This is a genomic window from Mastigocoleus testarum BC008 (assembly GCF_001456025.1).
Classification (GTDB): domain Bacteria; phylum Cyanobacteriota; class Cyanobacteriia; order Cyanobacteriales; family Nostocaceae; genus Mastigocoleus; species Mastigocoleus testarum.
In genome coordinates this window covers 89,024-115,041 of record NZ_LMTZ01000099.1, presented here as the reverse complement: position 1 = coordinate 115,041, position 26,018 = coordinate 89,024, and the positions used below count along the sequence as shown (strand labels likewise).

At 38.8% G+C, this 26,018-nt stretch carries 23 protein-coding genes, 1 pseudogene and 1 CRISPR repeat array; of the genes and pseudogenes, 19 read left to right on the top strand and 5 right to left on the bottom strand.

The window, feature by feature from the left end; all coding sequences use genetic code 11:
* Positions 1-272 precede the first annotated feature (272 nt).
* From BC008_RS22825 to BC008_RS22810, 4 genes are all read left to right on the top strand, one after another.
* On the top strand, positions 273-740 hold the full coding sequence (locus BC008_RS22825) for an S-layer family protein (RefSeq protein WP_058183865.1): 468 nt from the start codon (positions 273-275) through the stop codon (positions 738-740).
* 25 nt (positions 741-765) lie between these two features.
* Positions 766-1,278 (top strand): methylated-DNA--[protein]-cysteine S-methyltransferase, encoded by a 513-nt coding sequence (locus BC008_RS22820; RefSeq protein ID WP_027842935.1) that lies wholly within the window; start codon positions 766-768, stop codon positions 1,276-1,278.
* A gap of 25 nt (positions 1,279-1,303) precedes the next feature.
* A complete protein-coding gene (locus tag BC008_RS22815; protein WP_027842934.1) occupies positions 1,304-2,071 on the top strand; it encodes a DNA alkylation repair protein in 768 nt (255 codons plus the stop codon).
* A gap of 77 nt (positions 2,072-2,148) precedes the next feature.
* Positions 2,149-3,627: a cytochrome P450 gene (locus tag BC008_RS22810; RefSeq protein ID WP_027842933.1), complete on the top strand. Its 1,479-nt coding sequence runs from the start codon at positions 2,149-2,151 to the stop codon at positions 3,625-3,627.
* Positions 3,628-3,633: 6 nt separating this feature from the next.
* Here the strand turns inward: BC008_RS22810 and BC008_RS22805 are convergent, their stop codons facing one another.
* The gene (locus BC008_RS22805; RefSeq protein WP_058183863.1) at positions 3,634-5,055 is read right to left on the bottom strand and encodes an SGNH/GDSL hydrolase family protein; all 1,422 of its coding nucleotides are present in this window, start codon (positions 5,053-5,055) and stop codon (positions 3,634-3,636) included.
* A 515-nt stretch (positions 5,056-5,570) separates the two neighbouring features.
* Here BC008_RS22805 and BC008_RS22800 point away from each other — a divergent pair.
* From BC008_RS22800 to BC008_RS22755, 11 genes and pseudogenes are all read left to right on the top strand, one after another.
* Positions 5,571-6,527, top strand: a complete 957-nt coding sequence (locus BC008_RS22800) for a phosphate/phosphite/phosphonate ABC transporter substrate-binding protein (protein ID WP_027842931.1) — start codon at positions 5,571-5,573, stop codon at positions 6,525-6,527.
* Between the two features lie 37 nt (positions 6,528-6,564).
* A pseudogene (locus BC008_RS52785) lies at positions 6,565-6,663 on the top strand (histidine kinase dimerization/phospho-acceptor domain-containing protein); the annotation flags it as partial.
* Positions 6,664-6,676: 13 nt separating this feature from the next.
* A complete protein-coding gene (locus BC008_RS52490) occupies positions 6,677-6,850 on the top strand; it encodes a hypothetical protein (protein ID WP_161938145.1) in 174 nt (57 codons plus the stop codon).
* A gap of 12 nt (positions 6,851-6,862) precedes the next feature.
* Positions 6,863-8,164, top strand: coding sequence for a sensor histidine kinase (locus BC008_RS22795; RefSeq protein ID WP_235595911.1), 1,302 nt, complete (start codon positions 6,863-6,865; stop codon positions 8,162-8,164).
* A 245-nt stretch (positions 8,165-8,409) separates the two neighbouring features.
* A complete protein-coding gene (locus BC008_RS22790; protein WP_072207748.1) occupies positions 8,410-9,270 on the top strand; it encodes an AraC family transcriptional regulator in 861 nt (286 codons plus the stop codon).
* Positions 9,271-9,734: 464 nt separating this feature from the next.
* Positions 9,735-10,424: an isochorismatase family protein gene (locus tag BC008_RS22785; RefSeq protein ID WP_058183862.1), complete on the top strand. Its 690-nt coding sequence runs from the start codon at positions 9,735-9,737 to the stop codon at positions 10,422-10,424.
* Positions 10,425-10,807: 383 nt separating this feature from the next.
* Positions 10,808-11,539: an SDR family oxidoreductase gene (locus tag BC008_RS22775; protein WP_027842927.1), complete on the top strand. Its 732-nt coding sequence runs from the start codon at positions 10,808-10,810 to the stop codon at positions 11,537-11,539.
* A 30-nt stretch (positions 11,540-11,569) separates the two neighbouring features.
* Complete coding sequence (locus BC008_RS22770) at positions 11,570-12,202, top strand: antibiotic biosynthesis monooxygenase family protein (RefSeq protein WP_027842926.1); 633 nt, start codon at positions 11,570-11,572, stop codon at positions 12,200-12,202.
* Between the two features lie 56 nt (positions 12,203-12,258).
* Complete coding sequence (locus BC008_RS22765; protein WP_058183860.1) at positions 12,259-13,470, top strand: MFS transporter; 1,212 nt, start codon at positions 12,259-12,261, stop codon at positions 13,468-13,470.
* A 109-nt stretch (positions 13,471-13,579) separates the two neighbouring features.
* Positions 13,580-14,314, top strand: a complete 735-nt coding sequence (locus BC008_RS22760; RefSeq protein ID WP_027842925.1) for a glucose 1-dehydrogenase — start codon at positions 13,580-13,582, stop codon at positions 14,312-14,314.
* Positions 14,315-14,338: 24 nt separating this feature from the next.
* A complete protein-coding gene (locus BC008_RS22755) occupies positions 14,339-15,052 on the top strand; it encodes an SDR family NAD(P)-dependent oxidoreductase (protein ID WP_027842924.1) in 714 nt (237 codons plus the stop codon).
* Between the two features lie 112 nt (positions 15,053-15,164).
* On the opposite strand, the gene BC008_RS22750 is transcribed toward BC008_RS22755, so the two are convergent.
* Together BC008_RS22750 and BC008_RS22745 are read right to left on the bottom strand one after the other, a co-directional pair.
* Positions 15,165-18,395, bottom strand: a complete 3,231-nt coding sequence (locus BC008_RS22750) for an alkaline phosphatase (RefSeq protein WP_027842923.1) — start codon at positions 18,393-18,395, stop codon at positions 15,165-15,167.
* Between the two features lie 381 nt (positions 18,396-18,776).
* On the bottom strand, positions 18,777-19,472 hold the full coding sequence (locus BC008_RS22745; RefSeq protein ID WP_027842922.1) for a Crp/Fnr family transcriptional regulator: 696 nt from the start codon (positions 19,470-19,472) through the stop codon (positions 18,777-18,779).
* A 472-nt stretch (positions 19,473-19,944) separates the two neighbouring features.
* Between BC008_RS22745 and hcp the strand changes: the two genes are divergently transcribed.
* Positions 19,945-21,594, top strand: a complete 1,650-nt coding sequence (gene hcp, locus BC008_RS22740) for a hydroxylamine reductase (protein WP_027842921.1) — start codon at positions 19,945-19,947, stop codon at positions 21,592-21,594.
* Between the two features lie 519 nt (positions 21,595-22,113).
* Positions 22,114-22,743 (top strand): hypothetical protein, encoded by a 630-nt coding sequence (locus tag BC008_RS22735; RefSeq protein WP_058183858.1) that lies wholly within the window; start codon positions 22,114-22,116, stop codon positions 22,741-22,743.
* Positions 22,744-22,800: 57 nt separating this feature from the next.
* Here the strand turns inward: BC008_RS22735 and BC008_RS50690 are convergent, their stop codons facing one another.
* A complete protein-coding gene (locus BC008_RS50690) occupies positions 22,801-22,947 on the bottom strand; it encodes a hypothetical protein (RefSeq protein WP_201026157.1) in 147 nt (48 codons plus the stop codon).
* A gap of 274 nt (positions 22,948-23,221) precedes the next feature.
* On the opposite strand from BC008_RS50690, the gene BC008_RS22730 reads away from it, so the two are divergent.
* Positions 23,222-23,674 (top strand): Hsp20/alpha crystallin family protein, encoded by a 453-nt coding sequence (locus BC008_RS22730; RefSeq protein WP_027842920.1) that lies wholly within the window; start codon positions 23,222-23,224, stop codon positions 23,672-23,674.
* Between the two features lie 237 nt (positions 23,675-23,911).
* The gene (gene tmk, locus BC008_RS22725; protein ID WP_027842919.1) at positions 23,912-24,568 is read left to right on the top strand and encodes a dTMP kinase; all 657 of its coding nucleotides are present in this window, start codon (positions 23,912-23,914) and stop codon (positions 24,566-24,568) included.
* 95 nt (positions 24,569-24,663) lie between these two features.
* Here the strand turns inward: tmk and BC008_RS22720 are convergent, their stop codons facing one another.
* The gene (locus tag BC008_RS22720) at positions 24,664-25,299 is read right to left on the bottom strand and encodes a Uma2 family endonuclease (RefSeq protein WP_027842918.1); all 636 of its coding nucleotides are present in this window, start codon (positions 25,297-25,299) and stop codon (positions 24,664-24,666) included.
* Positions 25,300-25,385: 86 nt separating this feature from the next.
* A CRISPR array of direct repeats spans positions 25,386-25,714; the repeat unit is 38 nt; unit sequence TGTTTCAATCCCGCAAGCGGGATTCGTAAGGTTTCAAG.
* Positions 25,715-26,018: the final 304 nt, after the last annotated feature.

Genomic DNA, 26,018 nt, shown 5'->3' with positions numbered 1-26,018 from the left:
TTTGCCCCCTATTTCCCATTTCATATTCTTTATTCTTCATTTTTCATAGCCTTTTATCCGCAATAGTAAAAAAACTTCTGGGAGTTTTCCGAGATAAATTTTAGTTTTAGGAGTAAATTGTTATCTTAACTGATGCAAAAACTACAGGACTTTCTTTCCCGTTTATCTTGCAATTATCTTTCCCTTGAAATCAAAATACGACTGCAGGCTTAAGTGTTATTTGCTACTTATGGGCACTGTATATAAAAGTCGACTAATACAGCCTCCACGTTATGTTTGTCCTCCCGCCCCAAAAGCAATATTTTCATCCTTGTTGCTGGTTGGGAATCCTGACTATTGCATCTTTACCAAACATAAAACCTTCTTCCCTCTTCCTTCGCTGTGATCCCAGTTCAAGTTTGACAGCATTACCTTCCGATATAGTTGATCGCACTCAACAAATTGCTAGGGGATGTAGTGCAAATCAAGGAAATAGTTTTACGATTATAGGTAAAGGTGGTTTTCCTACAAATCCTGAAGATATAATTTCACAGGTGAATGTATGGGAAGATCTGCGCGATATTAATATTGTTGGTCGTACTCAAAAAACAAATATTCAAATAAAAAATAATTTTCCCGAACCAATTATCGAAGCTACTAATTTGGTAATCGATAAACACAGAAATTTTGAATTGATTGCTCGGTCTGGTAATCTAAACACTCAAAATAATTGGCGTAACATCCTTAATTGCAGCGGTTAAGTAACCGAATAATATCAAAAGGCAAATGATTTACTTTACCTTTTATGAAAGTCCAATTCAATCACTGCGACTCGTCTCCGATGGGCGATCGCTAACAGGACTTTATATGATGTCTGAGAAACATCATCTCATCCCCCAAGAAAATTGGTTAGAAGATGACTCTATTGCACCTTTTCCCGAAACGAAAGAACAACTGACAGCATATTTTGCAGGAACTTTAACCGAGTTTGATTTACCTTTAAAGATGGAAGGTACTGTCTTTCAGGAAATAGTTTGGGAATCTCTTAGAAATATCCCCTACGGTAAAACCATATCTTACGGGGAGCTAGCTGACCAAATTGGACGACCTAATGCATCTCGTGCTGTAGGTTTAGCCAATGGAAGAAACCCAATATCTATTATTGTTCCCTGTCATCGGGTAATTGGAGCTAATGGTAAATTGACAGGATATGGTGGTGGTGTTGAGCGCAAACAATGGTTGATAGAACACGAGCATAATATCTGCATGAAACAGCCGATGGTTCTTGAGGGTAAGTAGTGCGATAACAGTCAACACAGGAAATATGGAAGTAAAACGTAAAGGTGCACGTCGAATAATTGATATTCCCCCTGATATTCTTGAGCAAATAAATCGTGGAGAAATTGAAACTGTCAATCTCACCGAATGTCTGGCGCTCGATTTTGCAAAATTGATGAATTATGCTCTACCAGGTATTAACGACACTGCAATCGCACAAATGAAAGCTGCATCTGAGCTTGGTTGGATGAACAGAACTCGACTTGCACCCAAACTGATCTATGAGTGTTTTGGAGCATCGATTATTGATACGCTTTTAGCTCATACTTCTGATAACGTTCGCGGTTGGGCTTCTGGGGTTGTTGCTTTGATTCCTAATCTTTCCACTGAAGAACGACTCAACCGAATAAAACCCCTTGCTGACGACCCTAATTCTAGCACTCGGGAAACTGTATGGTTACTAATGCGCGAACATATTGCAGATAATATCGAACAAAGTATTCAAGTACTTATCCCTTGGACAGCCAGCAATCGCGAAAATATCCGCCGATTCGCCACAGAATCTACCCGTCCCCGTGGTGTCTGGTGCAGTCATATACCCAAGTTGAAAGAATCACCAGAGTTAGGTTTACCATTGTTGGAACCTTTGAAGTCAGATTCTGCAAGATATGTTCAGAACTCAGTAGCAAATTGGCTCAATGATGCAGCCAAGTCAAAGCCTGATTGGGTATTGAATCTAACAAACTGTTGGTTATATGAGTCTAACACCAAAGAAACCCATTACATTGTCAAACGGGGAAAACGTAGTCTTTAAGAAAATATACGATTAAAACTTAATTTTGACTGCTAATTGCTAGACTTTTAACCAAGTCGATAGCATATATACCCAAAATGATCGTATCAACTAAAAAACCTAAGTGGACAATTCCCGGACCAGACGCTTTACCCTTGATTGGTCGCACCCTTAATGTAATTAATTTTGGCAAAGATTGTATTGCTTATAGTAATCAACTGTTTAAAACCTATGGAAATGTAGTTTCTTTAGCTGCATCAGGAGGTACGAATATTTACTCACCGGATACTGGTTGTCCGGGGACAGTTTTAGCTCACGGTCCAGATATTATTCGTCAAGTTACTAATCAACATCATATTTACTATAAAAGCCCTTTATCAGGAACCCTGTATCGTCAAAAAGATAAATCAAAAAGAACCCAACCTTTAACTAATTTTGGGGTCGGATTGTTCGGCGTTAATGAGGAAGCGCATCTGCAACAACGTAAATTAATGATGCCTGCTTTCCACAAAAATAAAGTTGAATCATATCGTGATGATATGGTTGCTATGACCCAATTTGAAATTGACCAACTTTCAATAAATCAAGTTTGTGAAATTAGTCAATTGATGCAAAGATTAACCCTGCGAATAGCAACTAAAACTTTATTTGGCGAGGATATAAATACTGTAGATAGTACTGCAGGAGAAGTGCTTCAAGAGATTCTCAACTGCCAAAGATCCTCATCAATTAAGTTATTCCCTTTTGACATCCCTGGGCTAATCTTCCATCGTTATCTCGATCTCCTCGCTGAGTATGAAACAAAAATCAAAAAAATTATCGCTGACAAAAAAGCCAAAGGGGCTGATGATAACGATGTATTATCTATGCTGATCCAAGCTCGTTATGAAGAGAGTGGTCATTCATTAAGTGAAGACGAATTAATTGCCCATACAGGAGTGATTTTTCTTGCAGGTCATGAAACTACTGCAAACACCCTGACTTGGACAATGTTTTTTTTATCACAACATCCTCAAGTAACTTATGATTTGGTTAATGAACTTGATAGCGTGCTTCATGGAGAATCGCCCACAATTGAACAATTAGAACAACTTCCGTTACTAGATCGAGTTATTAAAGAGAGTATGCGAGTCTTAACCTCTGTTCCTTGGAATGGTAGGGTTACTTCTGAAGCTACTGAACTAGGAGGTTATGAGCTTCCCAAAGGGACTGAAGTACTTGTAAGTATCTACCACACCCATCATATGCCGGAACTTTATGAAGATCCTGAAGCATTTAAACCGGAGCGATGGGAAACAATCAATCCTTCCATTTATGAATATAATCCCTTTAGTTCGGGACCGCGTCTCTGTTTGGGTGCAGCTTTTGCCAAAATAGAAATTAAAATTATTCTAGCCATGTTACTGCAACGTTTTCGATGGGAATATATCAATAGCCAAAAAGTCGACCGTGCTGGTGTAATTTCCATTAAACCTAAATATGGGTTACCGATGATAGTTCGTCCTCAAGATCGTAATTTCAATCAAGGTGTTGGTAATGTAGAAGGTAACATTCGAGAAAGTATTAAGTTACCTTAACAGGAATTACGCAACTAGAGTTGGTCTATCAATTGAAAACTTTTGATTTTCCAGGAAAATATTAGTGCGAAAGCCCCGCGCATAGTCAAAGCCTGGCATTTTGTGTTCGCTTCGCGCGTTGCGATCGCCCAATTCATTAACATCAAAAATACCTGTAAAAACGCTTGACATACTGCTACCCGGTATATTATTACATCCGGGTTCCACCTCCAATTCAACATCGGAAACTTGATTTATATGCTCATCACTAAATACATAATTACTCTGAGAGAAAGTTTCAGATTTTAAAGAAGTATTAGTTGAGGAAGTAGTAATTGCATCTTTAAACAGATCTGCAAATAATTTTTGAGCTTGGGTAGTAAAATGAACTCCATCCCAAAAAAGAAATTCATCTGGGTTTTCTGGGTTAGTCTCTTCAATTAAAGGGTCGGAAATGTTCGAGAAACCAAATTCCTGGGGAGAAGATACGATCGCTTGGGTAAATCCAAATACATCAATTTCAATGATATCTAGTCCTAAATTGCTTTCTAAATTATCAATGGTGTCAGCCAAAGCATAATTTATCGCAAGTGTTGTGAGAGTTCCTTGTAAGGAAGCGCCACTTTCAATCGCTTTTGGTAATAAACCCAAATTAGATATGTTTGGTATCGCAATTTTTTCTGCACCCAAATTCGCTAATCGTGTGACTGCTGTGGAAATATTACTCACATATTGTGCGATTGCTACTTGAATTTCTGAAACATTATTTGAAGTTAGATTTGAATTTGAATTTAAATTTGAACTTGAATTTGAACTTGAACTTAAATTCGAATTTAAAAGTTGAAAATCATTACCATTCATCCAAACAAAGTATATGTCATTGGGGTCAGCACCATCTTGACCAATCCCATCAGCAAACTGGTCAACTTGATCGAGTAGTCCCGGTAATTCTGAAGTGAAGCCTGGTTCTTCTGCAATAATATTAGTACCTTCAGGAACAAAAACTTCACGACCACTTGTTGCACCTGCAAAAGCAAAGTTTTGAATATCACTTTCTTGCAAAGATAATTCAGAAGCTATTTTGTCAACCCAGATTGGACCATTTGACAAACGTCCTTCAAAATATGGTGGACTTGGAGGAAATGTATTATTTGATAGATGAAATGCATTTCCAGTGTCTGAATAACTGTCACCAAATATAACTAAATCGTCAAAGCTATTGTTGGATTTATCTTCTAAGTTATTTTCGTTGTGATGACAAAAAGGATTTTCATAACTTTTTAAATTATTAACTTTTAAACCATTAACCTTCCAATTTGGCTTCGTTATCAGATTTTGACCAGTTGAAGGATAATCTACTCGTAAGTTATTAGATTTATTATCATTGTAGCTTGTGATATCAAATAACTGTCTATTTTGAACGTTAAAATTTGCACCTCTTTGATGCATAGTTATTTCTATCCTTGTTTTTTTAGCAATCAAAATATCTTGATGAAGATACTTGTTTACTATTTATGATATTAATAATATTTAATTAATAATATTAAGTATTTGACTTTAAGTAATAATTACTTATTTTAGGACTTGTACATACCATTAAAAAATATAAACTAATAATTTTAAATCCATAGTTTCAAACTGTGAACAAGTAAGTTTTTTATTAATTGTATATGTTTCTAATAATATATTTATTTTTGGCAAAAAGTTATCCAATATTGTAAGTAAAAACCATAAAAGTTAACTAATTAACAAAAATAATAACGATTCTATTCCAGTTCAATAAAGGATTTCTAAACGATCATCTATTAACATAATTCTTAATAATGTTCGCTACTGTATACGATTGGGAATCATACATATAGTTATAAGTATTTTACTTATGCATGGGAACTATTCCTCATGATTCATAGTAAATACTGTGCCGTCTGACTATTGATTCAAAAGCCCCATGGTAGGTAAATCTTATGAACCTTCCTCAACCATTTCCCCGACAAAATCACCCCTATCTTTTAAGGATAAGAACATTGACAATCGCTGCGATGTCTATTTTTCTATTGGGGGGTTGTGGATTAGTACAGAAAGATAAATCGTCGACAGCAAATACCTCAATTGGCTTAAAAAAAATTGCTACTTTGCGAATTAGTCCGACACAAAGTAGAGTCGAACAAGAACGGATGATTAAACCTTTAAAACGACATCTGGAAAAAGTTCTCAGACAAAAAGTAGAGTTTTTAATTGCCAGTAGTTACAAAGATAATGTAGATATGCTGGTAGACGGTCGAGCAAATGCTGCATATACCGGGGCTGTATCTTACCTGGAAGCCCTAGAACGGGGAGCTAATGTAAAACCTATAGTTGCTCCCATAGATAAATTTACTAATCGTCCTTGGTATCGCTCTTGCATAATTGTACGGGCAAACAGTCGGATTAAAACCCTCCAAGACCTCAAAGGTGGTAAGCGCGTTGCTTTTGTGAGTCCATCTTCAACTTCTGGTTATTTAATGCCCAGTGCAGCACTTAAGGAATTGGAAATATATCCCCGAAGAGACTTTACTCGAGTAATATTTGGTGGAACCCATGCTAAGACTGAAGCACTTTTGGAAAACGGTGTAGTGGATGCAATTGCGACTAATATTCCTTCTTACATGAAACGCCAAAATCTGGGTAAACTCACTCCGGAGAACTCAAGGGTGTTATGGCAATCTTCTCCTGTTCCCCATTCTCCATTACTGGTGTCCCGGAGTTTACCACCGGAGTTAATTGAATCGATCAAAGAAGCTTTTCTGACAATCCCTAACGGAATTGAAGATATTGTTGAAACTCAGGCTGCTGGATACACCTTGGTCATTGACTCTGATTATGAACCAATTAAACAAATGCGAGTTCGATTACAGCAAGAAAATAAGGAGGTTTCATCGTGAAAATCTCGACGAAATTCCTTGGATTTTCTGTTGTTCTACCAAAAGTGAGTTTCTTGCCAATATGAATCACGAATTGAGAACCCCCCTCAACGGGATATTAGGCTACACTCAAATTCTTAAACGCGATCCTGAAACCACCGTCGGAATCTTTGAAAATTCTGTATGAAGCAGCTAAAGACGGTTTTATTGCAGACGTGCGCCACGAAGCCTATCGCCTCAAACAAATCGACTCTCAGTATATTCCCTTTGCAAATAAATTATTAGAGCTCAGTCAGAACTTTGATGATGAAGCCATTCTCAATATAGTTAAACCGTTAGTTTAGGAGGTTATGCAAATGTTAATGAATACAACTCGTCCAGAGGTTGCAAGTCAAGAGACTACTATTTTAGTTGTTGACGATACTAGTACAAACCTACAAGTACTATTTGATTTATTGAGTCAGCAGGGATACCGGGTTGCGATCGCTAAAAATGGAGAAGCAGCTTTGGAACGGCTACAATCCTATATTCCCCAACTGATTCTACTAGATGTAATGATGCCTGGAATAGATGGATTTGAAACTTGTAGACGGCTGAATGAAAATCCCATGACTTCCGATATCCCAGTTATTTTTATGACTGCTCTCTCTGATTCTGTGGATAAGGTCAAGGGATTGAATGTTGGTGCTGTTGACTATATTACGAAACCAATTCAGCACGAAGAAGTACTAGCACGCATCCGAATTCACCTGCAGTTACGAAATGTAAAAGCTTTGGAAGGTATGGTTTCTCAACGCACCACGGAGTTAACTCGAGCCTTAGATAACCTTAAACGTGCTCAAATTCAGCTGGTACAAAGTGAAAAAATGTCTTCCCTCGGTCAACTGGTTGCTGGAGTAGCCCATGAAATTAATAACCCAGTGAATTTCATCCATGGAAACCTTGTTCACGTTCAGGAATATACCCTGGGTTTACTAGATTTAGTGAAACTTTATCAACAGTATTATCCCGAACCTCCGGAAGAGATTCAAGATTATACTGAGGATTTGGAGTTAGATTTTTTGGAAGAAGATTTAGAAAAGATGCTCGCTTCGATGAAAATGGGTAGCGATCGCATCCGACAAATAGTTCTTTCCTTACGTAATTTCTCGCGATTAGATGAAGCAGAACAAAAACCTGTAGATTTGCACGGGGGAATCGAAAGCACTCTAATGATTCTACAATATCGCCTTAAAGCTCGACCCGATCATCCTGCCGTTGAGGTAATTAGAAACTATGGGGAAATACCTTTAGTAGAGTGTTATCCGAGTAAATTGAACCAAGTATTTATGAATATTTTGGCAAATGCAATTGATGCTGTGGAAGAATCCCATGGAAATATAAGTCGTAAACCCCAGATAGTTATTAGCACCGAGCAATTGCATAATAAATGGGTTAAAATTAGCATCGCTGATAATGGAAATGGAATTCCTGAAAAAATAATTTCTAAAATTTTCGAGCCTTTTCTCACTACTAAACCGATGGGTAAAGGTACTGGATTAGGTTTATCTATTAGTCATCAAATCATTACCGAGCAACACAGCGGTAAAATTGACTGTTATTCAACCCCAGGTCAGGGAACCGAGTTTGTAATTCAAATTCCGTTTAAACTCATATAGAAATCTATGGAGAAGATACATACATAAGACTACATTTCCTCGCTTGGAAATTTTCTAGTCCCTTTGAAGAAAGGGGATTTTAATCTACATGCTTATTGCCATATCATAATTTTAAGATATGCAAAACATTATCAAAAATATTAAATTTTTAATTCAGATATAACTGATATTTGTGTAAATAAATCTAACTTAAGAAAAATCGCTCGTATAAAAATATTTCTTATTAGATTTAATTGAGGATAAGTATGGATATAGATGGAGCCTGTCAACAACGACGAGTTTGGCGACCTCAGCATATTGAAAATATCGAAATTGCTTACCGCAAGTCTCCATCTTTAAATCTTCCCTCTCATTTGCATGAAGAACTTGAGATGACCATCATGCATAATAGTTCTTGGCAATTTTATTATCGAGGTACTCAATATACAGTGCCTCCGGGGAGTTTTACTTTAACTCAACCAGGAGAAGTGCATAAGGCTTTCTCAGAAACTCCTGTAAATTGTACCTTTAATGGACTACGCATCAATGCAACTTTTGTGCAAGATTTAGCAACAGAAATTATTGGACATTCCCAAGGATTGCCGTTTTTCTCAACTCCGATAGTCACCGATAGAGATTTAAATCAACTTATTTTTTCTTTTCATCAACTGATAGAAAATTCAAAAGAATCTGTTCTCAAACAAGAATCAATTTTACTAAAACTCTTAGAGACAATAATTTTACGATATGCAAAACATTGTCCAAAACTAAAAGCGATTGGAGATGAGTCTCAACTGGTTCAACAAGTTCGAGATTATTTAAATGATAACTTTGCCCAAAATGTATCACTTCAACAACTGGCAGATATTACTAATTTCAGTCGTTTTTATCTCAATCGCGCATTTCGTAAACAAGTTGGAATTCCCCCTCACGCGTATCAAATTCAGATCAGAATCGCTCGCGCTAAAAATCTGCTCAATAGTGGTTTATCAATTTCTCAAGTAGCGATCGCAACAGGTTTTGCTAATCAGAGTCATTTTGGCAAACACTTTAAGCGAGCAATCGGGGTTACACCTTGGCAGTATATCAAAGAAAGTAATTGCATACAGAAGAGGACAATAACTTGATAGACACGAATATACCAACCGGATAATCTAAAAAATGTAATGTAACGTTATTGTTGCATAAAACTGAATTGGAATTTACGCAAATTGGAGCTAGAAATATAAGATTTTTGGATTTGAATATTTTTGGATTTGAATATTTTTGGATTTGAATATTTTTGGACCCCTTAAAGCTTTCTCAATTTTTTGGAGAATTTGCGTGAGTTTTATAGATTGGCAATAAGCTATCCTCAAGATATCAAAAACATTTTTGCGAGATGAACAGCTTTCACCTTGGTGCGTGCTCAGCTACGACTTATGTCATACTCACGTGCTAGGCGATCGCCATCTAGTAAAATCAGACCTTAGCAAATCCTTTATCAACCTTCTTAGGACCTAACTATATTACAAATTAGCTATACCAGGGAGGTACAGTCAAGAGTTCTTTGCGGTTGAAAATTAAATTGGATGGAAATTTAAATAGATAAATGTCAAACCCTAATACTCAAAGATACCCTAGAATTTATCGAGACGAAGATCGCCTCACTAAAGATAATGCAACTCTTATACTTATTGACCATCAAACCGGTTTGCTTTCAGCTTGTCGGGATATTCCAACAGAAACTCTTTACTCAAATATTTTGGCACTCGCAAAAATTGGTAAAGTCTTTAATTTACCTATAATTTTGACCCAGGGAGGTCACGGTGGAAAGAATGCAGGAGGTCCACTGATTCGCGAATTAGTTGAAATGTTTCCTGATGTTCCCATTGTTGACCGTCACCACGTAAATGCCTATGACGATCCTAATTTTCGAGAGGAGATTCAAAAACACGGTCGTAAGAAATTAATTATGGCTGGATGTACCACTGATGTTTGTCTCGCTTTCCCTGCAATGAGTGCTGTTGCTGCTGGTTACGACGTTTATGCAGTGATAGATGCTTCGGGTAATTGGGATTTACTCACTACTCAAGCAGCCATGATTCGCATGAGTCAAGCCGGCGTAATTGTCACAAACTGGGTTGGTATCTGGGGCGAACTACTGCGCGACCACAATAACCCTGAAGACGAACCATCAATGCAGGTTGTTGGCGAACATATTTCAGCACTCGGCTTTGTAACCAATAACTTAATGTATGCAAAAGGAATGTATCCCGATATAAAAGAGCGTTTGAAGTAAGGAACGTAGGTTGCATTGCATTCGGAGCGATACGCCGAATTGCGTATCGCAAAGCTAATATTGCCAAATAATTCTAAAAAGAGGAAAGAAAAACGATTATGAGTCAAGATTTCAGCCGGATGCTTAATTCTAAAGACTCAGTATTTTTACTGATCGATCACCAAGCCGGGTTAATGTTATTTCCAGATGACATCGAACCTAGTAAATTACGAAGTAACTCAATCGCACTTGCTAAGACAGCCAAGCTTCATAAACGCGCATCAGGGTCGTTAACAATGAAAAGCAATGGAAAGCCCTAGCTCTACATGCTTGTCTCTATCCCTAGGAATAGTCAATAGTCAATAGTCAATAGTCAAAATATTAAGACAAGGATTTTTTGAAAGATGACAGATAAACTTACAGGACAAGTTGCAATTATTACAGGAGCATCAAAAGGAATTGGTAGGGCGATCGCCGAACGACTTGCTAGTGATGGTGCAGCAGTTGTAGTTAACTACGCCCATAGCAAAGAAAAGGCTGAGAGTGTGGTTAAGGCTATTGAATCCAATGGCGGTAAGGCAATAGCGATTAAGGCAGATATTAGCCAGCCAGGTGAAGTCAAACACCTGTTTGATGATGCTGAAAAACATTTGGGTGCACTCAATATTTTGGTTAATAATGCCGGAGCTATCGTTAGCAAACCGATTGTAGAGACTACCTTAGAAGACTTTGATAAGGTCGTTTCGATTAATGTTCGTGGGACATTTTTGGCACTCCAAGAAGGGGCGCGACGAATACAAAATCAAGGACGCATTATTAATATCGCAACCACATCGACTCTTTTGAGTTCGCCAGGACAGTCGGTTTACGCAGCAAGTAAAGCTGCTGTCGAACAGTTTTCTCGCGTTGCTGCAAAAGAACTCGGAGAGCGTAAAATTACGGTCAATTCGGTTTCTCCGGGTGCAACTGATACTGACATGATGCTAAATGATATCCGCGAAATGGTTTTGCAGCAAACCCCCTTGAACCGAATTGGACAACCAGAAGATATTGCAGACGTGGTGGCATTTCTTGCTAGCGATGATGCTCGTTGGATTACAGGACAAACCATTTATGCGAATGGTGGAATGCTTTAATTAAAACAGGGAGATAACGAAGTAGCCAAAATGCCTAGAATTAACAAAAATAACAGTGTTATTACCCCTATAGTTATCTTTTCTGTCGAACCCGAACGACAGCAAAACTTAATCGATATCATTATAGATTTTTTGCCAGATGTCGAGAAACAAGCCGGCTTTGTCTCTGCTAGCTTGCACAAAAGTATGGATGGTGAAAAAGTAGTTAATTACGCTCAATGGCAGAGCATAAAAGATTACGAAGGGTTTCTTGAAAATCCAAATCTGCAATCGGGAAGAACTAAACTTTCAGAATTTAATCGCCCTGATAGTCATATTTATGAAATTGCGATCTCTGAATCAAAAGTTGGTATTCCTAGCATTTCTAAGGGTGGACTTACCCACATTGCTGAATTCAGAATGCAGCCAGAAAATCAAGCACGCTTAGTAGAGTTAGAGCAAGAAAACGTTACGATTGCCATGGAGCATCCAGACTTACTTTCTGCTACATTTCATCGCTCCCTTGACGGTACTCGCACAATTAATTACGGACAGTGGCGTAGTCTTGACAACTTTGACTTATTACTCAAAGAACCTAAATATGAATCGGTGCGCGAATACTGGAAAGAACTGGCAGAAAACGAGTTTCATCTCTATCAAGTTGTACATACTGTTGGTAATTGATTAGTTGTTTTTCAAGACTTGGCAATCAAACGTAAAGCATTGCTTTATTATTATTTATGCCTAGACAAACTCCTGACTCTTGGCTGATTAAATTAACTTTGTTGCTGGCAAGTACCTTGACAGTTATGTCTGGTGCAACTATTGCGCCGTCCTTACCTGCTATGCAAGAACACTTTTCCGATGTCACAAACGTTGAATTTTGGGTTCGACTCGTACTAACTATCCCAGCTTTATTTATCGTTATTGGTTCGCCAATTGCAGGACAAATGGTAGATAGTATTGGGCGTAAACCCCTACTAATTGGTTCTGCTGTTTTGTACGGATTTGCAGGGGGTTCAGGCTTTCTCCTTAATTCCCTATTTGCAATTTTGGGTGGACGGGCGCTGTTGGGACTAGCTGTGGCAGGTATCATGGTTAGTGCCACAACTCTAATTGCAGATTACTACACTGGCGATAAACGGGCTAACTTCATGGGACTGCAAGCTGCTTTTATGGGCTTAGGTGGCGTGCTATTTCTCTCTGTAGGCGGATTCATTGCCGATCTCAACTGGCGCTTACCGTTTTTGATTTACTCAATGTCGTGGTTGTTGTTACCAACGATGATTTTATTTTTGTTTGAGCCGCAACGGGATAAAACAAGTATTTCGAATGGGAATCAAGCCGGGGAAACAACTGCATCGGGCTTACCTGTAAAGCTATTAGTGTTGATTTATGCTTCGGCACTACTGATGCAGATTGTCTTCTATCTAATTCCGGTACAAATGCCGTTCTATTTGGGACAGATAGCTAACGCCGATGCGACTCAAAGCGGTTTAGCGATCGCTTTTGCGACTTTGTTTAGCGCGATCGCTTCGATGAATTACGGTAGAGTTAAGCAAAAATTCAATTTCATCAGCATTTTGGCGATCGCCTTTGGTCTGATGGGTTTGGGTTATGTCGGTATTGGTTTAGTGAGTACTTACTGGCTAATACTACTGGTATTAATTCCCACTGGATTAGGGCTGGGTTTGTTGATGCCGAATTTGAACGTATGGACATCTACAGAAGTATCTGACGAGTTACGGGGACGAGTATTAGGGGGGTTAACAACTTTCTTCTTCCTCGGACAATTTCTTTCCCCGATTGTGTCTCAACCTATAAGTCAGGGGGTTGGATTGACTGCTACCTATGCTTTAGCCGGGGTTTTGCTGCTGGTACTAGGTGCTGTGTTATGGACATCCAGAAAGCAAATTTGTCGATTAATTGGGAGCACAGCAGGACAGTCTTAATTCACCGAAGTCAGAAATATAAAGTCAGAAGGGGGCAGTAATTCAGATTTCAAGTATTAGATTTCAGATATTAGATTGCAAATATTAGATTTCAAATAGAGGAAAAATTATGAGATCACTTGCAAGCAAAGTTGCAATTATCACAGGCTCATCTCGTGGAATTGGTCGCGCTATAGCCCAGAGACTAGGGCGTGACGGTGCAACGGTTGTTGTTACTTATCACAATAGTCAGGATAAAGCGCAAGAGGTTGTAGAAAAAATTAAAGCGAATGGTAGTAATGCGATAGCACTTCAAGTCAATGTTAAAGAAATTGATAGCGTGCGTGGTTTATTCGAGCAAACATTGGAACACTTTGGCAAAATTGACATTTTAGTTAATAATGCAGCCAGTAAAAACATCTTCCAACCTACGGCGAAAATGACGCTAGAAGAATACGACAGTATGTTTGATATTACGCGGGGAGTATATTTTGCCCTTCAGGAAGCCGCAAAACATATGGCAGATGGGGGACGTATTGTCAGTATTTCTACTAGTGGCACGGTAATGCCGATTCCTGCAGGCGGAGCATATTCCGGATGTAAATCTGCAATTGAACAGTTTAGTGCTTGTTTGGCGAAAGAGTTAGGAGAAAGGGGTATTACAGTTAATACTGTTTCACCAGGGGTTACAGATACCGATGGTTTGGTTTTAGGTGAAGAACAAGTGAATCAACTGATTGCTCAAACACCGTTGAATCGTTTGGGTGAACCTGAAGATGTAGCAAATGCTGTTGCAATGTTGGTATCGGATGATGCTCACTGGATTACAGGACAAAGTATTCGAGCGAATGGTGGAATTGTTTAATACTTGATTTTAAAGGAAAACAAGATGGTAAAACTAGAAGGAAAAATTGCGTTTATTGCCGGTGGTGCTGGTAATGTAGGTGAAGGAATTGTGCGTTCTTTTCTTAAAGCAGGTGCAACAGTAATTACGACCTCTCGCAAGCAAGAAAAACTCGATGCATTACGCGATCGCTTAGGAGAAATAACAGACAATAAATTTATTCCCATCGTTGGGAGTTTGGGAGATATTGATAGCGCCGAAAAGCTTCGCGATCAAATCCTCCAAAAGTCAGATCGTCTCGATGCTGTGGTTGCTTCCATTGGTGGAACTTGGAAAGATGGGGTTCCCATGATCCAGGTATCGATGGAGGATTGGGAGAAATATATATTGACAAATTTAACTACCCATTTCGTCTGCGCTCGTACTTTTTTACCCGTACTAACTAAAACTAAAAGTAGTAGTTACACTTTCTTGGGTGGCTCTGCTGCCGAGAATACCATTCCCAACTACAGTTTAGTGGCAATTCCAGCAGCAGGACAACTAATGATGGCGAAGGTACTAATGGAAGAAATGAAAGATAGCGGAGTTCGTATTAACGAAGTAATGATTAATAGCTTGGTAAACACCCGCGCAACAAAAGAAGCAAAACCGGAATGGATTACCGCAGATGAAATTGGCGATTATGTGGCTTGGTTAGCTTCAGATGAAGCCCATATGGTACGTAGCAGCGTACCTTATTTACAAGAACAAAGCCGGTAAAATGCTTTGCAATACTTTTTATTTGTTTATTTTTAACACATCTACCTTACTGCTACTGGCTCCGGTGATGAGTAATGAGAAAAACCCATTACCCATTACCAATTACCAGTAATTAAGCAAAAACAAAACTGCTATCACTCAAGCCAGTGACGCCGTTAATTTCTGCTAGCTTCTGGTTATTAAAGAAGATATCGGTATTACCATCAATCTCTTTAAGTTCTAAGGTGTCTGTAGATATTCCCAAACTTTCACTACCTAAGATACCAATTACATCAGTTCCAACTTCAAAATCGAGAACTGTATTTGCATCTTTGGGTAATTCACCACTGACGATCCAAAATTGGTCTGCACCTTCACCACCAGCGATGAGATTATCACCACCGGATTGAACAAAGAATTTATCTAGATCGTTACCACCTAAAGCGCGGTCTTTTTTACCCAGAAAGAAGATATCATCACCTTTCCCACCGGACATCCGGTTACCACCCATTGCATCGGTTGCATCGAAAACGTCGTTTCCTGCACCACCAAAGACCCGATCGCCTTTACTCACAGAAATGATATCGTCTCCACTACCCAAATCGATACGATTATTACCAATATTTGCTGAGTTACCTGCTTGGAGATCTACTTCGTCATTACCCGCACCAGTAAATAATGTATCGTCTTTACCATCAAATTCGCCTTTGAGTCCGGGAATTACTAAATCGTCTCCAGGAGTACCCCCAACTAAATTACCCCCATCTCCCTGAGCTACTTCTTCTGGAGCAACTCCAAACAAAGTCCGGTACATTAACCGATACATATCTGTATTATCGGCTGTGGAAGGCAGTAAATCTGCGTTTAAACCGTGGGCTTTTGTGACGATACTACCTGCAACATCGGGGGTACCGGTATAACCAACGCCAAATGGGAATTCTTCACCCTCTGCATTGGGTGCAGAAATAAAAGGTTCAGTATTACGACCATTTTGACCGTCGAGGGGTACTTCAATTGCATCGCTGCGGTCTGCTTCGGTAGGGTTAACTGAGATAGTTCCAACTTTTTCGGGGTCGGTATCATCTACCTCTAAACCACCTCCATCGCTATCAGCTGCGGTTAACAACAAAGTATTGGGGTCATTTTTCTCGATGTAGTCCATTGCTACACCAATAGCTTCATCCGCCCGCAAAACTGCCTCTATTGTCCCTCTAGCGTTATTATTATTGGGGAAATTATCACTACCTTCTTCTTCCAAAACTACAAAGAAGCCATCTTTATCTTGAGAAACTATTGGTAAAGCAACCTCCAGCATTTCTGCTACTGTGGGCGGATTTTCGTTTCCAGGTTGACCGTAGTTATCAAGTCCCTCAGCAGCATTGGCTTCTTCGGTAGTATCGTTGTAAGTATCTTCCGCTGCGAAAATACCTAAAACTTTACTACTACCCTTGGGTAGACTTTGCAATTCTTCCCGAGTAAAGACAACTGTATAACCTAATTCTTTTGCTTCTTCAATTAAGTTACGTCCATCGGTGCGAATACCTTCTTCACCAAACTTTCCAACAGTTCCTTCTGGTAAATAATGAATTTCTCCACCACCGAGGATGACATTAGCACCAGAAAAAAGAATTTCTTCAGTAATTTCAGCAACATTACTGCGGTCTTCTGTATCGGATAAAAAGACACCAGTACCAGGTTCAGCAATAAAACCAGAGTTGATGACTGCAACCGCTTTTCCTGCGTCTATAGCTTCCTCCATGATGGTCTTTCCCTCTTTCCCGGAAAGGGAAGTCACGGGGTTACCTTCTTCATCCAAGCCATAGGAGTTTGCTTGAGGTTTGACACCAAAAGCGTGAACTACTGCTCCTGCATTAGAAGTAGAAACTAATCTATCTTTAATATGTCCCAGATATACCCCAGCATCAGACATCTTATCCCAATTTAAACGTCCGTCTGGACCTTCCTTAGCAAAGCGTCCAGCAGCATAATGGGAAGGACTGGTTCCGTCTGGATGGATAAAAATTACATTTCCAGTATCTTTAGTTGCTTCCGGCGCTCTTTCGGGTAACGGTGCTGGAACTGCTTGGGGTAATTCCTCCTCAAATAAAGTTTGGTACATCAATCGGTAAATATCGGTGTTATCCAAAGTACTGGGTAACTCTTCAGAATTTAAACCGTAGGTTTTTGCGACAATACTACCTGCAAAATCAGGGGTACCGACATAACTCACACCAAAAGGTAATTCTTTCCCAAAAGCGTTGGATGCAGAAACAAAAGGCTCGGTGTTACGACCACTTTGACCGTCGCGGGGTACTTCAATGGCGTCGCTGCGGTCATCTTGGGTGGGGTTAACTCCCACAGTTCCGACTAGATCGGGTTCGGTATCATCAACTTCCAAACCACCCGCATCGCTATCAGCTGCAGTAATTAATAAAGTATTAGGATCTGTCTTATCAATGAAATCTTGAGCAACACCAATAGCCTCATCCGCCCGTAAAACTGCTTCGATCGCACCCCGAGCATTATTATTGTTAGGGAAATTATCGCTACCTTCTTCTTCCAAAACTACATAAAAACCATCTGGATCTTGATCCAGAATCGGTAAAGCAGCTTCTAACATTTCCCCTACTGTAGGGGGATTTTCGTTTCCTGGTTGACCGTAGTTTTCTAGTCCCTGGGCTGCGTTTGCTTCTTCAGTGGTGTCATTATAGGTATCTTCTGCTGCAAAAATACCCAATACTTTACTAGTACCTTGGGGTAAATTTTGCAGTTCTTCCCGAGTAAAGACGACTGTATAACCTAACTCTTTGGCTTCCTCAATTAAATTGCGTCCGTCGGTACGGATACCCTCTTCACCAAACTGTCCAACAGTTCCTTCCGGTAAATAATGGATTTCCCCACCACCGAGAATAATATTTACTCCCGACTCAACAATTTCAGCCGTAATTTCCGCCACATCATTGCGACTTTCTGCATCGGCGAGAAATACCCCAGTACCTGGTTCGGCGATAAACCCAGAGTTAATTACAGCAGTTGCTTTACCTGCAGCGATCGCTTCTTCCATAATGGTCAAACCACTTTCATCAGCCGCTCCCGACTTAAAAGAAAGTGACTCTACCGGATTACCATTTTCATCCAAACCATAGGAACCAGCAAAAGGTTTTGTTCCATAAGCATGAACTACCGCTCCTGCATTCGAAGTAGAAACAAGACGGTCTTTGATATGTCCCAGATAGACTCCAGCCTCAGTCATCTTATCCCAGTTAAGGCGTCCATCTGGCCCTTCTTTGACAAAACGTCCTGCAGCAAAATGAGAAGGACTGGTACCATCCGGATGGATAAAAATTACATTATTTTTTGCCATGAATCTTCCCTGAATTTAATTTCGATGCAAGACACGTAAGTTTAGGAATTTTTGCACTTCACAGCTTCTCCACTAGCATCTAGATAGAAAACCAGAAGCAAGGGAGGAAGGAAAATTGTTCGATTGATAGTTGTAAAAGTTAGCTCTATGGGGTATTTACTAAGAAATCAATTGTAAATTTGTTGAGAATTTATACTTAGTTTTAGCCTCTGAGAAAAATTAGGTTCTGAAGATCATTATGCGAACTAGGTGTCAATTTTTGGGTTAAGGGAATACTATGTTTCAATTAAAGTCAATATAAATTTTCAGTAAATATCAATATCAATAAATATAAATATCAATAAATATAAATAGATTTATATACGGGATAATTTTCTCATATCAAAACCTTTTACCTGTTGCTAGAACTTTTAAGCCCTCCAAATCTAACAGTTGAATTTCAGAACCATGGATGGCAATTAAACCCTCAGAACTTAATTTATAAAATACTCGTGATAATGTTTCTGGGATAGTTCCCAACAAAGCTGCTAGCTGACTTTTAGAGATATCTAATTGGATCATGCCAATATTACCATGACTTTCTCTTAAATCTAGCAAGTAAACAGCTAACCTGGCTGGGACTTCTTTGAGGGATAAATCTTCAACTAAACGGGCAAATCGTCTGAGATGACGGGCAAAAGTAGCTAACATATTAATTGCTAAAGTTGGATATTTCTCCAGAAGCGTGAGAAAATCAGAGCGGGGAAAAAATAATAATTCTGTTTTCGTTATAGCAATAGCTGAAGCCGGGAAACATTTACCGTCAAAAGCAGATACTTCAGCAAAATGTCCTCCTGTTTCAAAGATATGTAAAATCTGTTCTTTTCCCAAGCTAGACATCTGAAATATTTTAACTTTTCCCTTTTTGATTAAATAAAATCCATCGCAAGGTTCTCCTTCCCAAAAAATATTTTCTCCCTTGGAAAAAGTCTTATAAACTACAATTTGATTAACTACTTCAATCTCTTGTGGAGAAATTCCTTGAAATAATTGGGTCTGAGATAAAAATTGCTGCCAATCTTGATGCTCTTGTACCATCTGAACTAACTAAAAGATTTATCGAAGAACAAAGATGTATAGCGCTACGTGTAAGTCGTTAGCATAGCGTGTCCGTAGGACATAAGTCATCCGCACCTAGCGTAAGCGTACCGGATCCGTAGGTAGCGCAGCTATAGGTTATGACGCTGTAGACACTGAAGTGTCTGTGCTTACGCCCCGCCTTGCTAACACTTTATGAACGCGTCACACTGCGTTAATGCGTGTCCGTAGGACATAAGTCAAAATAGCTTTGCTAACAAAACAGAACGCGCCCGTAGGGCGACCAAAAGGATACTACTCATAGCTTTAAGTATTAATAAATACCTTAAACTAATTACGTAATGCTATATCTAATTTTATTATCTGCCAGAAGTTTAACAAGATTTGACTTAAGTCAAGGAAATTTATATCGATATCTTCCACAGTTAAAGATAGATCTACCAATAACCTATCAATGTAGGAGAGGGGAGAGATGTTTTGCGAACAATGTGAACAAACAGCTAGTGGTAACGGTTGTCATCAATGGGGTGCTTGCGGTAAAAGTCCCCAAGTGAACGCAGTTCAAGATTTATTAATTCATTGTTTACAAGGTTTAGCCCAAGTTGCATTACGCGCTCGTGAATTGGGAATCAAAACTCAAGTCGCAGATTTATTTACCTGTGAAGCGCTTTTTGCGACGATGACAAATGTTAACTTTCAACAACAACGTTTTACCGAATATATCAAACGAGCGATCGCAATTAAGGAAAAACTCAAAGCGCAAATTCAGCAAGTTTCTAATACATTGGAAAATTGGTCGGAATTAGCTTGTTTTGAACCCGATTGTAATTCTAGTTTAGTAGAACAAGGTCAAGATATCAGCCTCAAGTTTATTAGTCAATCAGGAACTGATATAGATATTTTTTCTCTTAAACTTACTGTTTTGTATGGGATTAAAGGTGTCGCTTCCTACGCTTTCCACGCTCAAGAATTAGGACAAGCTGATGAAGCAGTTTATCAATTTTGCTATCAAGCACTTGTCAATCTTCAATGTCAAGACCTTAGTTTAAATGATTGGGTCAATCTTGCTCTGGAAGTTGGGAAGATTAATCTGCGTACAATGGAATTACTTGATGCTGGACACACCAAAACTTATGGTCATCCTATACCTACCCCGGTACCTCTCAATACCAAAAAGGGTAAAGCTATTCTAGTTTCAGGACACGATCTAAAACAACTCAAAGCCTTATTAGAACAAACTGTTAATACTGGTATTACTGTTTATACTCACGGTGAATTACTTCCTGCCCATGGTTACCCTCTATTAAAACAAACCTATCCCCATCTCTACGGACATTATGGTACAGCATGGCAGAATCAAACCAGGGAGTTTGCGAAATTCCCGGGTGCAATTGTCCTCACAACTAACTGTCTAATGCCTCCCCATGAAGAATATCAGGATAAATTATTTACATTAGGTCCAGTAGGCTATGCTGGTTTAAGTTATCTTCCTGGGAATTCTGAAGGTACGCCAGATTTTACGCCTGTAATTCAAAGAGCTTTAGAATTACCTGGATTTAGGGAAGATGAACCTCCACGTCAAGTAATGACAGGATTTGCTCGCAATGCTGTTTTAGGAGTAGCGGATCAAGTTCTAGCGGCAATTGGTTCGGGTAAGATTCGTCACTTATTCCTAATTGGTGGTTGTGATGGAGCAAAGCCAGACCGCAATTATTATACTGAAATAGTTGAAAAAGTTCCTCAAGATTGCCTAGTTTTAACCCTTGCTTGTGGTAAATTCCGTTTCTTCAACAAAAATTTAGGCGAAATAGCTGGTTTACCTCGACTCATGGATGTTGGTCAATGCAATGATGCTTATTCTGCAATTCAGATTGCTTTGGGATTAGCTAAAGCATTAAACACCACCGTTAATGAGTTACCTTTATCTCTAATTCTTTCCTGGTACGAACAAAAAGCGATCGCTGTCCTCTTAACTTTGTTATATCTAGGGATTAAAGATATTCGTTTGGGTCCAACTGTCCCTGCATTCTTTTCTCCTAATGTCCTTAAACTGTTAGCGGAGAATTATAACCTTAAACCAATTACTACTCCTGACCAAGATTTAGCTGCTTGTCTCGGTTAATCTATTTTCTCAAATAAAAACCTGCTTTTTTGAAGTCGCTACAGATATTTTACCTATATCTGATTTTGCTAAAGGTTTTCAGTTAATTCTAGGATAATTATTTGGTTGTTTGTTGGATTAATATCATATCCAGTAAAACACTTGTAATAAAGTTCGTAGTAGCGCTTTAGCGCAATAGACAAACATTGGCGCTAAAGCGCTACTACAAATATATTTCTTCATAAGTAATTAAGTGGCATCATATAACACTCCCACGCCTTAAATATAGTTGATTGATTTTTGCATCAACTTTTAACTAGCACATTGTCAAAGCCTTATATCGCAAAACAAGGAGTCGTGTTACAGGTTAAAAAGCATAGATTCACCTTCATTACTAATTAGTAAAAATTCATACACTCTTCATGCATAAATTATGAATGTTTACTTGATTACACTCATAAATGTTTGCTTAATAGTAAGAGTAAGGTCAAAAAAGTAACATTATTTTTTTGTATCCTTGGTAATTGAGAATGGTGTCCTATGAAACTTGTTCGTGGTTTATCGAGTATTGTCCTTATCTCTTTTCTGAGTACTACTCCATGTTTTGCTTTAAACCCTCTGTCTAGTAATTTACCTAATCAGTCCTTATCTAATCAGCCAAGGGCTACAAAGTTAGCTGGATTCTTTGATTCAGCAGATAAATTGCTGAATACAGTGGAGCGTGAGAGGAGGCGTCAAGAGCGGCGAAAAGCCAGAGAAATGGCAAGACGAAAACGTGAAGAGCAGCGAAAAGCCAGAGAAAGAGCAAGACAGGAACGTCTTGAAGCGGCTAGAAAACGGCGAGAGAAGTATGAAGCAGCTAGAAGAGCAGCTACGGAACGACAACGCTTAGAAGCTGAACGTCGCCGTCAATATTTTGAAAGTCTTTCTCCAGAGGAGAAAAAAGCTTACTTAGCTCAGCAATACGCCAGACAAGAAGCTGCCGCAAAATTACTTATTCTTATGCTGGGGGCATCAATGAGTGACTCAGGTTCAGGAATGTCATCTGGAGATTCACACACAGGTATAATAATGCGAGATAGGGATCGAACTTATAGACCAGCTCCTCAGCCAGTTCCCCGACCTGTTAAGCCAATTTCTCCTTTCTATGGAAATGGTCCAAAATACTAAGGATATTTGCCAAAAGTAAACATTGGGTGATTATCTAGTAACCACAGCTGTTCTTCCCTAGTCCAGCGCTCGCTGTGGGGGTTGGATAACTAGTTCGTCTTTGTAGTACGTTACGCTTTCCAGTCTCCACAATGCTTCTGGTTTGATGTTGGGGTATTCTTCAAAATCTTCAATCTTTACACTTATCGCTCGCCCCAGATACATTACAGTCGATGACTTCTTGATATGATGACAGATAAAAATCAAAAACTAAAAATTAAAAACACTTCATTATAAAAATATTATCAATAGAGTTAACCGTACCAATATTTTTGCAGTTAACCGTATCTTTTATTTACTCTATCTTTTACGCCGGTTTCCATCAATAATTAAGTGATGAAAACCGAATTTACACTAATTTTAATTGTTACTAATATAGAAATCAAAGGAACAAATTAAACCTGAACAAATTAAACAAAAAGTTAGGAGTTAAAATAATATGACTATTGTACGTTATAGTCCTTGGAAGACGCGTGGCCTGGCATCACAAAGGGCAGAAATTACTTCACTACAACGTCAACTTGACCGTATGTTTGAAGATGTTAAAGCACCAGTATTTAGAACTCCAGCAGCTGAGTTGACTGAAACTGATGATGCATTACATCTCAAATTAGAACTTCCTGGGATGGAAGCAAAGGATATAGATGTTGAAGTTACTGAAAAGGCTGTAAAAGTCCTAGCTGAGCGTAAATCGGAAACTCAAACTGAGGGTAAAGGTAATACCAGAAGTGAATTTTATTACGGCAAATATCAGCGTGTAATTCCTCTTAAAGCAAGAATCCAAAATACTAATGTTACTGCTGAATATAAAGACGGTATTTTGAATTTAAAACTACCTAAAACTGTTGAGGAAAAGAACAAGGTAGTTAGGATTAATTTGGAACAAAATTAAGGTTTTCTCTTTGCATTTGTGGAAGGGATATTGGTTGTAAAGAACTATTTTGGTTTTCCGTTTATGTAATGTGTTGATTTAGGTATAAGCCTGGTTGTGTGAGAGCAGCTGGGCTTTTTTATTTGTGGTGGAATTGAGAAAATCATATATAAGTTTCAGTAGATAGAGATTTCTTAACCTTCTGACCTCTAGAAAAGATTATGATTCATATTGTTGTTATTCAACAGCAGCAAAAACATGCAAGGAAAATTAATTGTCTTTGAAGGAGTAGAGGGTTGTGGAAAAAGCACCCAGATGCAGATTTGTTGTGAGTGGTTGCAAAGTTTGGGTATTCCCGTATTAGTCACCCGCGAACCAGGGGGAACAGTTTTAGGTGCAGATATCCGCAGATTGTTATTAGAGAAAGCAGAAGATAAACCAATTACATCTACCACTGAGTTACTGTTATATGCAGCAGATAGATCGCAGCATGTAGAACAGGAACTTAAACCCAATTTAGCTGCAAGAAAAATTATTTTGTGCGATCGCTATACTTATTCAACTGTTGCTTATCAAGGTTACGGTCGCGCTTTGGATATGAATTTAATTAACCAACTAAATGCGATCGCCACAGGAGGATTAGAACCTGATCTAGGTTTATGGCTAGATTTGGATGTTGAGGTGGGTTTTGCGCGTAAGCGGGGAAGTGGGGATATTGCTGACCGCATCGAGCAAGAAAAAATCGATTTTCACCGTCGGGTGCAGTTGGGATATAGTAAATTGGCTGCTTCTAAACCGGGAATTATATTTAGAGTTGATGGTAGTTTGACCAGAGAAGCAGTAACACAACAAATTCAAGAAATTTTGAATCCAAAGTTGGAAGCATGGGGATATCAAAATCCTGTAGAGACTTAGCATGCTACGTCTCCCCCGTGAACTGTATTCGTGAGTTGTCAAAAACTTTCGCCTAGAATAAAGATAATACTTGTAAGTGCAAGAACTTCCATCTTTCAAGCAATACCTCGTTCAAATTCGTTAACCGCTTCGATTTGATCTGCAATTAAAGTGCATTTTTCCAGTAAACAAATATCTAACTCTGGAAGTAATTCACTTGCTTGAATTTGTTTATAGCCGTAGATGTATTGGGAAACTAATTGTGATTCTTCCTGTAAATCATAAAGTTTAAGAAAGTTATTTTCCCAAAACCAAACTTCTCTCACTCCAAGTCGGCGATAGGTTTCTAGTTTTTTAATGTTCCCACTAGTAAAAACTACTTCTATCGCTAAATCTGGAATATCTTTTTCTTCTTCAATACAGTAACATTCGTCTGGTTCTGCACCAGCTTTTTGTAATCGATTTTTTAAGGTGGTACTCCCCATTGGAGTATGTTTGATTTGTTTTTTAAAAAGATAAAATTCTATAAGAAAAGCTAAACGAGTTTTTATTTTTTCGTGTCTTTTCGACGGCGACACTATTTGCAATACTCCATCTAAATAAGTGACGCGGTAGTGGGAATTATCTTCTAATTTCACTAGTAACGCTTCATAATTTTCCCAGTTTATGTCACTACTAACAAATATTTCTTCTGGGTCGGAAGCATTATTTAATTCAGGTTCGTAAATTAGTTCTTTTAGGCTGTTGACCACGATTAAATCTCTTGAATTATTTTCACCGAGCGAGATTTATTAGATTTTTATCCCGTGACTGGGATTTGTCTTTTTTCAAGTTTAACAGTTTCAATCCCACAAGCGGGATTCTTAAGGTTTCAAGGATTTCCAAATTAAAGGTATTAACAGTGGTGAGGTGTTTCAATCCCGCAAGCGGGATTCGTAAGGTTTCAAGCCTTTAACCAATTTTCAGCATCATTTTCGATGACTTGTTTCAATCCCGCAAGCGGGATTCGTAAGGTTTCAAGTGCAAACACGGTGGAGCAATCTAAATCTTTATCTCTGTTTCAATCCCGCAAGCGGGATTCGTAAGGTTTCAAGAAACCAAATGTTGGGAAGGGTTAAGCGAACTAAAAAGTTTCAATCCCGCAAGCGGGATTCGTAAGGTTTCAAGTCTGCAGTCTGTGAGGCTGAGCAAGCTTTAATCTTTACTGAAGAGTCCTACAAAGTCGAGGTTGTTTTTGGACTTACCAAATTTTTAACGACCGAATACAAACCGCTTGGATTCTACGTTGGTGGCGATTGGGCACAGAACGCGATGGAGACTTGGGGCGATCGCTTAGAAAATATCCCTGAAAACGACGGTCTTATACTAATTTTCAATACAGCAACGGATCCAATTGTTTCAATCCCGCGAGCAGGATTCGTAATGTTTCAAGTCCGCCGCCCAGAACCCTTACAGAGCAAGGATTCCAGAA